General features: G+C 62.2%; 2 protein-coding genes (1 of these 2 cut by a window edge). Both read left to right on the forward strand.

Annotated features, from left to right (window positions below; all coding sequences use genetic code 11):
• Positions 1-10,191, forward strand: partial view of a non-ribosomal peptide synthetase gene (locus AK821_RS11840; protein WP_064389805.1) — the 3' portion only. The gene continues 3,336 nt to the left of window position 1, outside the view; the window shows 10,191 of its 13,527 coding nt (coding positions 3,337-13,527); its start codon lies off the left edge, out of view; it ends in the stop codon at positions 10,189-10,191.
• Positions 10,188-13,418 (forward strand): non-ribosomal peptide synthetase, encoded by a 3,231-nt coding sequence (locus AK821_RS11845; RefSeq protein ID WP_064389806.1) that lies wholly within the window; start codon positions 10,188-10,190, stop codon positions 13,416-13,418. Before AK821_RS11840 ends, AK821_RS11845 begins: the two co-directional genes overlap by 4 nt.
• Positions 13,419-13,544: the final 126 nt, after the last annotated feature.

The following is a 13,544-nucleotide window of genomic DNA, read 5'->3' on the forward strand; positions in this document are numbered from 1 at the left end:
TATGCGCAGGAACGTCAGTGGTTCCTTTGGCAACTGGAGCCGACCAGCACGGCCTATCACGTCCCGGCTGCGCTGCGTCTGCGCGGTGAGCTGAATCTGCCGGCATTGCAGCAAAGCTTCAATGCATTGATCGAGCGCCACGAATCCTTGCGCACCTGCTTCGTCGAACAGCAGGGCCAGACCCTGCAAGTGATTCAGGCGCATGGCACGCTGGATCTGCAAGTGCAGGACGTGGCGGGGCTCGACGACGCGGCGCTGCAAGCGCTGGTCGCCGCAGAAACCCTGCACCTGTTCAACCTGCAGCAAGGCCCGCTGCTGCGGGTGAAACTGCTGCGTCTGGCCGCCGATGATCACGCGCTGGTGATCACCTTGCACCATATCGTCTCCGACGGTTGGTCGATGAACATCATGGTCGATGAACTGGTGGCGTTGTACGCCGCGTACAGCCAGGGCCAGACCGCGCCATTGCCGGCGTTGCCGGTGCAATACGCCGACTACGCCGTGTGGCAGAAACAGTGGATGGACGCCGGTGAGCGCGAGCGTCAGTTGAATTACTGGACCGCGCAACTCGGCGATGGCGATCAGCCGTTGCTGGAGCTGCCGACTGACCGTCCGCGCCCTGCCGAGCAAAGCTATCGCGGCGCGCGTCGCGACATCCCCCTGAGCCTCGAACTGGCCACTGCCCTCAAGCAAGTCGCGCAACGTGAGAACGTCACCCTGTTCGCGTTGTTGCTGGCCTCGTTCCAGACCTTGCTGCACCGCTACAGCGGTCAGGCCGACATCCGCGTCGGCGTGCCGGTGGCCAACCGCAACCGGGTCGAGACGGAAGGGCTGATCGGCTTCTTCGTCAACACCCAGGTGCTGAAGGCCGAGTTCGACAGTCAGCAGACTTTCCGCAGCCTGTTGCAACAAGTGAAGAACACCGTGCTCGGCGCTCAGGCCCATCAGGATCTGCCGTTCGAGCAACTGGTCGACGCACTGCAACCGGAACGCAGCCTCAGCCACAGCCCGCTGTTCCAGGTGATGCACAACCACCAGAGCCAGGCGCGTCAGGCGCAGGGCGCGACACGCCTGCCGCAACTGCAGATCGAAGGCTTGCCGTGGGCGTCGAACACCGCGCAGTTCGATTTGACCCTGAACACCTTTGAATCGACCGACAACGTCTGGGCCGAGCTGACTTACGCCACCGACCTGTTCGACGTCGAGACCATCGAGCGCCTGTCGCAACACTGGACGAATCTGCTGCAAGGCATCGTCACCGACAGCGGCCAGCGTATCGCTGAGCTGCCGCTGCACGACGCCGCCGAACGCGCAGCAACCCTGCTGCAATGGAACCCGGCCGTGGCCGATTTCCCTAACGAGCAGTGCCTGCATCACTTGATCGAAGCCCAGGCCGCCCGCGCACCGCAAGCGGTGGCCGTGACGTATGCAGAACAGTCCTTGAGCTACGGTGAACTCAACAGCCGGGCCAACCAGTTAGCGCACAAGCTGATCGCCAGCGGCGTCGGCCCGGACGTGCGCGTGGGTCTGGCGGTGGAGCGCAGCCTCGACATGCTGGTCGGCTTGCTGGCGATTCTCAAGGCTGGCGGTGCGTATGTGCCGCTCGACCCAAGCTACCCGGAAGAGCGTCTGAGCTACATGATCGGCGACAGCGGCATCGGCCTGCTGTTGAGCCAAAGCCATCTGCTCGGCCGACTGCCCGTACCGGACTCGGTGCGCAGTCTGATGCTCGACCAGGATCGTGAAGATCTCGAAGGCTACAGCGACTGCAACCCGCAGGTGCAGATGAGCGCGGACAACCTCGCGTATGTGATCTACACCTCCGGTTCGACCGGTCAGCCAAAGGGCACCTTGCTCGCGCACCGCAACGTGCTGCGCCTGTTCGAAGCCACTGCGGCGTGGTTCGATTTCGGCGCGCGGGATGTCTGGAGCCTGTTCCATTCCTACGCGTTCGACTTCTCCGTGTGGGAGATTTTCGGCGCGCTGCTGTACGGCGGCAAACTGGTGGTGGTGCCTTACGAGGTCAGCCGTGCGCCGGAAGATTTCTTCGCTTTGCTGTGTCGCGAAGGCATCACCGTGCTCAACCAGACACCCTCGGCGTTCAAGCAACTGATGCAGGTCGCCTGCGCCCCGGAACACGCCGCGCAACAACTGGCGCTGCGTTACGTGGTGTTCGGCGGTGAGGCGCTGGAAGTGAAAAGCCTGCGTCCATGGTTCGAGCGTTTCGGCGATCAAACGCCGCAACTGATCAACATGTACGGCATCACCGAAACCACCGTGCACGTGACGTACCGGCCGTTGTCGATGGCCGATTTGCAGCGTGACGCCAGCAGCCCGATCGGCGAGCCGATTGCCGACCTGTCGTGGTACTTGCTCGACGGCGATCTGAACCCGGTGGCCAAGGGTTGTATCGGTGAGCTGTACGTCGGTCGCGCCGGTCTGGCGCGCGGTTATCTGAACCGTGCCGATCTGACGTCGTTGCGGTTTATTCCCGATCCGTTTGCCGCTGACGGTGGTCGTCTGTATCGCACCGGCGACCTGGCGCGTTATCGCGCTGACGGCGTGATCGAATACATCGGGCGGATCGACCATCAGGTGAAGATTCGCGGTTTCCGTATCGAACTCGGTGAGATCGAAGCGCAACTGCTCGAACAGGCTGCCGTGCGTCAGGCGGTGGTGCTGGCGCAGCCGGGCCTCAGCGGTCAGCAACTGGTTGCTTGGCTGGTGCCGAGCGATGCCACGTTGCTCGACGCAAGCTCTGCTGAACAGGCGCAGTGGCGCGACCGCGTGCGTGCCGAACTCAAGGAAAACCTGCCGGATCACATGATCCCGGCGCACCTGCTATTGCTTGAGCAATTGCCGCTGACCGCCAACGGCAAACTCAACCGCAGTGCCTTGCCGTCCCCGGACGCCAGGCAGGCGCAGCAGGCGTATCAGGCGCCACAAAGCGTCATGGAGCAGCGTCTGGCCGAGATCTGGCAAGACGTGCTGAAGCTGCCGCAAGTGGGCCTCAACGACAACTTCTTCGAACTGGGCGGCGATTCGATCATCTCGATTCAGGTGGTCAGCCGCGCGCGACAGGCCGGTATTCGCTTGAACCCGAAAGACCTGTTCCAGCACCAGACCATTCAACGTCTGGCGCTGGTCGCGCAGTTGGGCGATGACGATACGAGCATCGACCAACAAGCGGTCACCGGCGCAGCGTTGCTGTTGCCGATCCAGCAGCAGTTCTTCGACGATGAAATCCCTGAGCGTCATCACTGGAACCAATCGGTGCTGCTCAAGCCGCGCCAGCCGCTGGACGCGGAAAAAGTCGAGCAAGTGTTGCGTGCGCTGGTTGCCCATCACGATGCCTTGCGCCTGAGTTTCACCCAGCACAACGGCGTGTGGCAGGCCGAGCACCGCGCGGTTGAAGATCAACCGCAAAACCTGCTGTGGCAGGAAGCCGTCGCCGATGCCGACGCACTGGAGGCCTTGGGCAACCGCGCGCAGCGCAGCCTCGATTTGCAGAACGGGCCGCTGTTGCGTGCGGTGCTGGCGAATCTGGCCGATGGCACCCAGCGTTTGCAGTTGGTCATTCATCACTTGGTGGTGGACGGCGTGTCGTGGCGGATTCTGCTGGAAGACCTGCAAAACGCCTATCAGCAATTGCTCGACGGTCAGCCACTGAAGCTGCCGGCGAAAACCAGCGCCTTCAAGGACTGGAGCGAGCACTTGCAGCGCTACGCCAACAGCGCGGCGTTGCAACAGGAACTGGCTTACTGGCAGGCCTGCCTGAGCGATGTCAGCACCGATCTGCCGTGCAAGCGTGCCGATGCCGGTCAGCACAATCGTCTGGCGCACACTGTGCAGACCCGTCTCGGCAGCGAGCTGACCCGACAGTTGCTGCAAGAAGCCCCGGCGGCGTATCGCACCCAGGTCAACGACTTGCTGCTGACGGCGTTGGCGCGGGTCATTGGCCGCTGGAGCGGGCAGCCTTCAACGCTGATTCAGCTCGAAGGTCATGGGCGTGAAGAGCTGTTCGACGGTGTTGACCTGACCCGCACCGTGGGCTGGTTCACCAGCCTGTTCCCGGTGCGCCTGACCCCGGCCGAAGGCGCGGGCGATTCGATCAAGCAGATCAAGGAACAACTGCGCTCGATCCCCAATAAAGGCATCGGTTTCGGTGCACTGCGTCATCTTGGCGATGCTCAGGCACAACAGAGCCTGCGTGAATTGCCGACCCCGCGCATCACCTTCAACTACCTCGGTCAGTTCGACGGCAGTTTCGAGGGCGATGACGGCGCGCTGTTTGCACCGGCGCCGGACAATGCCGGTCTCGACCAGAGCCCGGACGCGCCAATGGGCAATTGGCTGACCCTCAACGGTCAGGTGTACGGCGGCGAATTGCGCGTAGGCTGGACCTTCAGCAGCGAGCGTTTCGACAGTGCTGTGATCGAAGCACTGGCGGCGGATTACGCCGAGGAGCTGGCCACTTTGATCGGCCATTGCCTGACCCCGGGCGTCGCTGGGCTGACGCCTTCGGACTTCCCGCTGGCCGGGCTGACCCAGGCACAGCTCGACGGCTTGCCAACCCGCCCACAGCAGATTGACGACATCTATCCGTTGTCGCCGATGCAGCAGGGCATGTTGTTCCACACCCTCTACGCGCAACAGTCCGGCGACTACATCAACCAGATGTGTGTGGCCGTCGATGGCTTGCAGGTCGAGCGTTTCCGCGATGCCTGGCAAGCGGCGATGGACAGCCACGAAGTGCTGCGCAGCGGTTTTGTCTGGGAAGGTGACCTGCCCAATGCCCTGCAAGTGGTGCACAAAGGCTTGCAAGTGCCGTTCAGCGTGCTCGACTGGCGTGATCGCAGCGACCAGGCGCAAGCGCTGAAAGCCTTGGAACTTGAACAACGCCAGCAAGGGTTTGATCTGCACGCGGCACCGTTACTGCGTCTGGTCGTGGTGCAGGTGGCGGCTGAGCGCTTCCATCTGATTTACACCTCGCACCACATTCTGATGGACGGCTGGAGCAACTCGCAGTTGCTCGGCGATGTATTGCAGCGCTATCACGGCCACGCGCCGGCGATGGGGGCGGGACGTTATCGCGATTACATCCAGTGGTTGGCGCAGCAGGATGCGCAGGTCACGGAAAACTTCTGGAAGGGCCAACTGGCCGACTTCGAGACACCGACGTATCTGGCCGATGCCGTGCCGCACCTCGTTGATGCAAGCGTCAGCGGTCAGGGTGAATACCTGCTGACCCTCGACACTCACGCGACCGCTGAACTCAACAGTTTTGCCCGGGCACAAAAAGTCACGGTCAACACGTTGGTGCAAGCCGCGTGGTTGTTGCTGTTGCAGCGCTACACCGGGCAGGACACGGTCACGTTCGGCGCCACGGTATCGGGGCGACCGGCGCAGTTGAACGGCGTCGAAGGCCAGATCGGTCTGTTCATCAACACCTTGCCGATCATCGCCAGCCCACGTGCCGAACAGTCGTTGCCGCAATGGCTGCAGCAAGTGCAAGCACAGAACCTGTTGCTGCGCGAACAAGAGCACACGCCGCTGTTCGACATTCAGCGTTGGGCGGGGCAGAGCGGTGAGGCGTTGTTCGACAACATTCTGGTGTTCGAGAACTACCCGATTGCCGAAGCCTTGCAACAAGCCGAATCAGCGGATCTGCGCTTTGGCGAAGTCGACCGTTATGAGCAGACCAACTATCCGCTGACGTTGATGGTCAACCTCGATCAGCAATTGACCGTGCACTTCAGCTATCAACAGACAAGTTTTGCCGCCGGCACCGTGGTCAAACTGGCAACGCAGTTGCAGCAACTGTTGAGCGGCATGCGCGCCAGTGTCGATGGCTGTCTGGGCGAATGGAACCTGCTTGAAGCAGACGATGAGCAGCGCATCCTGCGTGACTGGAATCCGCAGGCAACCGCTGACCTTGAGCCGATTTGCATTCACCAGGCCATCGAGCGTCAGGTCGCTGCCCAGCCGAACGCGCGCGCCGTGACGTTCGGCCAGCAATCCTTCACCTATGGCGATATCGATGCCCGGGCCAATCGCCTGGCGCGCCGTTTGATCAGCACTGGCGTCGCCGCCGAAGTGCGCGTCGGTGTGGCGATGCAGCGCTCTGACAACCTGCTGGTGGCATTGCTCGCGGTCCTCAAGGCTGGTGGTACCTACGTGCCGCTGGACCCGGATTACCCGGCGGATCGGGTCGCCTACATGCTTGAAGACAGCCGCGCCCGCGTGCTGCTGACCGAGACCGATGTGGCGGCCACCCTGTCGCTCGCCAGCGACATGCAAGTGTTGCTGTTGGATCAACTGGATCTCTCGGCCTACAGCACGGTCGCGCCTGTCACCGACGTGAGTGTGAACAATCTTGCCTACGTGATTTACACCTCTGGTTCCACCGGCAAGCCCAAAGGCGTATCGATCAGCCATGCCAACATCATGGCGCTGAGCGACTGGTCGAAGCGCCTCTACAGCCGCGAGGACATTCAAGGTGTGCTCGCTTCGACGTCGGTGTGTTTCGACCTGTCGGTGTGGGAGCTGTTTGTCACCCTGGCCAATGGCGGTTCGTTGATCATCGCGCGCAACGCGCTGGAGTTGCCGAACTTGCCGGCGCGCGATCAGGTGCGCCTGATCAATACCGTGCCGTCGGCAATCAATGCCTTGCAGGACGCCGGCGATATTCCGGCCAGCGTACGCATCATCAACCTGTGCGGCGAAGCGCTGAAGCAGAACCTGGTGGACACCCTGTATCAACAGGCGACCATCGCCGATATCTTCGACTTGTACGGCCCGTCGGAAGATACCGTTTACTCCACCTGGACCCGTCGAGAGGCTGGCGGCACGGCGAACATCGGTCGACCGATGATCCGCACCGCCAGTTATGTGCTGGGCGGCGATCTGCAACCGGCACCACAGGGTGTGTCGGCGGAGTTGTACCTGGCCGGTGCCGGTCTCAGCCGTGGCTATCTGGGCCGGGCGGCGATGACCGCAGAGAAATTCGTGCCTAACCCTTTCGCCGGCAATGGCGAGCGTATGTACCGCACCGGCGACCTGACCCGTTATCTGGGCGACGGCACGTTGCAATACGTCGGGCGTATCGATCATCAGGTGAAGGTGCGCGGTTTCCGTATCGAGCTGGGCGAAATCGAAGCGCGTCTGTTGCAGATCGACAACGTCAGCCAGGCGCTGGTGGTGGCGCAACCGATCGCCTCCAGCCATCAACTGGTGGCGTATGTGGTGGTCGATGACGCGACCGTGGCCAGCGCCGATGCAGCCGCGCAAGCGGTGCTGCGCGAAGCGCTGAAGACGCGACTCAAGGTGCACTTGCCGGACTACATGATTCCGGCGCACGTGCTGTTCCTCGCCAGCCTGCCGCTGACGCCGAATGGCAAGGTCGACCGCAAAGCCTTGCCGAGCATCGACGCGTTTGTCGCGGCGGGTGACTTCGTTGCCCCCGTCGGTGAACTGGAACAGCAGATCGCAGCCATCTGGCAAAACGTCCTGGAACTCGATCAGGTCAGCCGCGAGGATCATTTCTTCGAACTGGGCGGGCACTCGCTGCTGGCCACTCAGGCAGTTTCGCGTTTGCGCCATTTGACCGGCGGCACGTTGAGCCTGCGGGACCTGTTCAACTATCCGCGCCTCAAGGATCTGGCCACCTGGATGGCCGAAGAACAGACACCGGCCCTTGGCGGGGCGGCCAGTCAGGCCGTTCCACTGAAGGCCTGGGGCAGCAAATCGACGGCACCGCTGTCGCTGGTGCAACGGCGTTTGTGGGTCGCCGAGCAATTGTCCGGCGGCAGTTCGGCCTACGGCATGCCGCTGGCCCTGCGCTTGCGCGGTGAGCTGTCGGTCGAGCGCTTCATGAGCAGTTTTGCCGAAGTGGTGCGCCGTCATGAAGTGCTGCGCACCGCGTACTCGCAGGATGACGAAGGTGATCCGATTGCGCTGATTGCCGAGACGGTCGATGTCGACTTCCCGTTGCTCGATTTGTCCGGTCTGTCGCGCAGTGCCCAGGAAGAACAGGTCGCGCAGGCTGCGCTGGATAACGCGCGAACGCCGATCGATCTGGAGCAGGCGCCATTGTGGCGCGGGCGCATTCTGCATCTGTCACCGACCGAGCATGTGCTGCTGTTCTCCATGCATCACATCATTTCTGACGGTTGGTCGATGGGCGTATTGATCAACGAACTGGTGCAGCTCTATGAGCTGAGCAAGGCCGGTGCTGCCGCGTCGTTGCCGGCGCTGGAGGTGCAGTACTCGGACTTTGCCCTGTGGCAACAGGAGCTGGAACGCCAAGGGATTCTTGGCCAGCAGGCGGATTACTGGAGAGAGATGCTCAGTGGTTACAGCGGGCAGCTCAACCTGCCGCTGGACACCCCGCGAGGGCCGGTGGCGTCGTACGACGGTGATGCCGTGCAGTTCCATCTGCCGAAGGATTTGAGTCAGGCCTTGCGCAAGGTTGCCAATGACGCCGGGGTGACGCTGTACAGTACGCTGCTGGCGTCGTTCCAGGTGTTGTTGCATCAATTCAGCGGCGGCGACGACGTGTTGGTCGGCGCCGACGTCGCTGGACGCGAGCAGGCGCAGCTGGAACAACTGATCGGCTTCTTCGTCAACGTCTTGCCGCTGCGTTCACGCTTCTCGGCCGACAAGGCGTTCTCGGCATTCCTCGCCCGCACGCAGGACACCCTGCTCGGCGCGCTGGAGCATCAGGACCTGCCGCTGGACATGATCGTCGAATCCTGTGGCGTGCCGCGCCACAAGGGCATGAACCCGTTGGTGCAGGTGTTGTTCGTGATGAACAACCTGCCGGGCCGTACCCAATCCATGGGCGGTTTGAGCGTCGAGCCGCTGGCGGCGCTGCAGAGCCATTCTAAATTCGACATGGCATTGTTCGTTGACGAAGAAGAAGGGCAATTGCTGGGTAATTGGCAATTCGCCACAACCTTGTTCGGACACGAGCGCATTCAGTACCTGGTGCAGGCCTGGATAGCCCTGTTGGAACAGATCGTCGCTGATCAGGACATTCAATTGGGAGCTATCAGCATGCCAGTCGACAATTTAGCAGTGGCCGCCAAACCCGCTGCCCCCGGACCCAAGGCCGACAAACTGGGCAAGTTCCTCAAGCGTGGCGCCGCGCCGGTGGCCAAGGTTCGCCCGGCGCCGATCCGCGAATCGCTGATCGCCGCGCCGCAGCCGTTCCCGCTGTTGATGGAACCGAACGAGCCGCAGCTGGATTTGATCGAGTGGATCAAGCACAACCGCCCGCTGATCGAAGAAAAACTGGCGACCCACGCCGGCATTCTCTTCCGTGGTTTCGAGCTCGACGGCATTCAGGGCTTTGAGGCGTTCGCCGAAGCGATCCAGCCAGGCCTGTACGGTCAATACGGCGATCTGCCGAAGAAGGAGGGCGGCAAGAACACTTATCGCTCCACGCCGTACCCGGAACGCAAGATGATCCTGTTCCACAACGAGAGCTCGCACCAGGATCGCTGGCCGCGCAAGCAGATGTTCTATTGCGAGCAAGCGGCGCCGGTCGGTGGTGCGACGCCGGTGGTGGATTGCCGCTTGATGTACGAAAAACTGCCGGCGGACCTGCGTGACAAGTTCGAGTCCAAAGGCTTGCTGTATGTGCGCACCTTCACCGACAACCTCGACGTGTCGTGGCAGCACTTCTTCAAGACCGAAGACCGTGCCGAAGTCGAAGCCCGCTGCCGCGCCGGCGGTATCGAGTGGCGCTGGCTCGACAACAACGAACTGCAAACCCGCACACCGGGACCGGCGATCATTCGTCACCCGATCACCGGGGCCAAGTCGTTCTTCAATCAGGTGCAACTGCACCACATCTACTGGCTGGAACCGGATGTGCGTGAAGACCTGTTGTCGATGTTCGGCGCCGAACGCATGCCGCGTCACGTGTACTACGGCGACGGTTCGCCGATCGAAGACGACGTGATGCAACGCATCGGTGAGCTGTATGAAGAGTGCGCCGTGCGGTTCGACTGGCAGAAGGGCGACGCGATCCTGCTCGATAACATGCTGGTGGCGCATGCCCGTGATCCGTTCGAAGGTCCGCGCAAGATTGTCGTGGCGATGGGTGACATGTATGACCACGGCAGCCTGGAGCGCCCGACAGCCGCCGCTCAGGTGGCAATGAATACTGAGGAAAGCGGAGCATGAGCGAAGTCATGATGGACGTACAGGATCCGGGTTTCGCCCTGACACCTGAGCAACAGGCGCTGCTTGAGCGCCTGTCGAACACCGCCACCTGTGGCGAGGCCATGCGCTGGCTCAGCGTTGTCATTGACGGTGATCTCGACCCGCAACGTTTGCAGGCCGCGTTCGATAGCGTGCTGACACAGCAGCCGATGCTGTTGGCGCGGCTGGGCAAGGCTGCCGGTTTCCACGGTTTGCGTCAGGCGGCGACCGGCATCGAACGCTTCCCGCTGACGATCCATGCTGCCGAGCAACGCGCCGGGGACGTTCAGGCGCAAATCAGCGAATCGCTGGAACGCGCCTTTGTCGTCGGCGAATCTGCCAGTGTCCAGGCGGTGCTTTATCGACTGGCGTCACAGCAATGGCAACTGGTGCTGGGCATTGCTCGCTACAGCGCCGACGCGCCATCGTTGAACCTTGTGCTGCAACAAGTGCAACAGGCGTACGCCGGGGTTCAGCCAACCGAAGACGAGGAGTCGGGGGAATTCGCCCAGTATCTGGAATGGCGCAGCGAAGTGGTGCTCGATGAAGATGCCGCCACCGCTCGAGCGTACTGGCAGCAACACCTGCAAGGTGTGCAGACGGACATCGCAACGCCTTGGCTGGCCGCTCGCAGCGCCAGCCTCGAAGCGAGTGCTGCCGATACGTGCGTAGCGCTGAATCTGCAGTCGGCGCAGCGTGATGCTCTGCAAGCGCTGGCCGAGCAGCTCGGTCAGCCTGTGGCGACGTTGCTGCAAGGCGCGTGGTGGCTGTTGCTCGGGCGTTTGAGCGGTCTCGATCAAGCGCTGGTCGGTCTGCGCCATGACAGCCGTGGCGACTACGAGTATTTCGCCAACGCCGTTGGGGTGTTCGAGAAAACCTTGCCGCTGTCGCTGGAATTGCCTGGCAGCGCGCGCTTCAGTGACTGGCTGGGACAGTTGGCCGCGCGTGTCGAAGAACATCGTACCTGGCAGGAATACTGGACGCCGGAACTGGCGCCCGACGCCGCGCGCCCGGCTTACGGCTTCAGCCTTGGCCAGATCGGCGTTGCCACCAACAGCAGCGGTTTGCGCTGGACCCGGGCTGAAGCCGTACAGGTGCAACCGGATACTTTCGAGTTGTTGTTGCAGGTGCAGCTGGACGAAAACCAGCGTCTTGCCGGCGCTGGTCTGCAGTACGCCGCTTCGCGCTATTCGCCAGCGGCAGCCGAGGCCGTACGGGATCAGTTCGGCGCACTGTTGAGCGCGATTGTCGAGGCGCCGCACACAGCGCTTGGCCAACTCAATCTGCTCAGTCACGCCGCCGAACAGCGCCTGCTGGCGATCAACCCGCCGCCGCGGGCGCTGGTCGACACCCGTTACCTGCCACAGCGTATGGCTGACTTGGCGACGTATACGCCAGACGCAATCGCCTTGACCGATGCTGAGCAGCAATTGAGCTATGGCCAGTTGCTGGATCGTGCAGAAACCGTGGCTCAGGGCCTGAGCAACAAAGGCGTGGGCAAAGGCTCGATCGTCGCGCTGGCGCTGCCTCGCTCGGCGGACCTGGTCATCGCGATGTTGGCGAGCTGGCGCATCGGCGCGGCGTATCTGCCGCTGGATGTGCAATGGCCACAGGCGCGTCAGGCGTTGATGCTGGAACAGGCCAACGCAGCGCTGTTGTTGACCGATGCAGCGCACGTGACGGCCTGGCAGGATCAGCCGCACACCGCGCTGACCCTGGCCGACCTCGGCACGTCGCACGCGGTATTGCCGCGGCTGTCGACCGAGGGTAGCGATATCGCTTATGTGCTGTTTACCTCCGGCTCTACCGGTGTGCCAAAAGGCGTGGTGATCGAGCATCGGCACTTGCTCAATTATGTCGCGCAGGCCAGTCAGGCGCTGGGCCTGGAGCAGTGCAAAAACATCGGCTTCAGTTCCACCGTCGCGGCAGATCTGGGCAACACCACGTTGTTCGGTGCGTTGTTCAATGGTGCAACGCTGCATGTCGCCAGCGATGCGCAAATGCAGGACGGCGCGTTGTTCGCCGAGTACCTGCAGCAGCGTCAGATCGACGGCCTGAAAATCGTCCCCTCGCACCTTGCCGCGCTGCTCGACAATGAGCAGGCAACCTTGCCGCACACGCTGGTGCTGGGCGGCGAGCCGATTGCGCCGACGCTGATCGAGCGCATTGTGCGGCTGCGCAGTGATTGCCGGGTGTTCAACCATTACGGCCCGACTGAAGCCACGGTCGGCGTGATGATTCATCCGCTGACCCTTGACGGCTCGGGCGGCGATTGTTCGGCGTTGAGCCAGGTGCTCGGCAACAACCAGGTGTTTGTGCTGGACGCTGACCTGCGGCTGGCGCCGGTGGGTGTGCTGGGTGAGTTGTATCTGGGCGGGGCGCAAATATGCCGTGGCTATTTGAACGCCGAGGCCGATGCGCAGACGTTCATTCAGAGCCCGTTCGATCCTGCGCAGCGTTTGTATCGCAGCGGCGACCTGGCCTGTTACCGCGCCGATGGTGCAATCCAGCTGCAGGGTCGACGTGATCAGCAGGTCAAGGTGCGCGGGTTCCGTATCGAGCTGGCGGAAATCGAAGCCGAGCTGCTGCGCTTGCCAGCGGTTGCCGAAGCGCTGGTGCTGCCTGCGGCGTCGGCCGAGCAAGGCCTGTTGGCATTTATCGTGGCGCAGCAAGGCGCTCCGGCGGGGCTGCTTGACAGCGCTCGTGCCGAGTTGAGCACGCGCTTGCCCGCCGTGATGGTGCCGCAGCATTTGCAACTGATCGAACGGTTTCCGCGTTTGGCCAATGGCAAGATTGATCGTAAAGCGCTGCAACAGTTGGCCGGCACTGCCGCCAATGACGAAGGTGAGGCGCCGCGCGATGCGTTGGAGCAATTGCTCGCTGGGCGCATGGCGCAACTGCTGGGGCTGGAGCGTCTGGGCATAGACCGTGACTTCTTTGCCGCCGGTGGCCATTCGTTGCTGGTGATCAAACTGGTGGCCGGTATTCGCAAGTTGCTGCAATGCGAAGTGCATCCCGGGCTGGTCTTCGATCATCCGACCGTGGCGTCGTTGGCGCTGGCGTTGCGGGCGGTCGAAAGCACGCCGGGGCAGTTGGAAAAAATGGCTCAGGTGCGTCTGCGCATGGATGCAATGAGCCCCGAGGAAAAGGCTCGACTGGCTGAACAAGCGCGGCAGCTGCAAGCCGCCAAGGCTGCGCAGACAAGCTGAAATAGCAAGAAACACAAGGCCGTCGCCCAACAGCGTCGGCCTTTTTTTTAAATTTTTGCGCTAATGATAAATAAACTCATTCCGGTTTTCTGGAGGTGCTGCGTCTTACTAAGGTATGTGGACAAA

Origin of the sequence: Pseudomonas sp. RIT-PI-r, assembly GCF_001297015.1 — a bacterium.
In the GTDB taxonomy this organism is placed as follows: domain Bacteria; phylum Pseudomonadota; class Gammaproteobacteria; order Pseudomonadales; family Pseudomonadaceae; genus Aquipseudomonas.

What these genes read in the sequence shown, in the direction of transcription:
- AK821_RS11845 (WP_064389806.1), top strand. Translation starts at nt 10,188, where the DNA reads ATGAGCGAAGTCATGATGGACGTACAGGATCCGGGTTTCGCCCTGACA.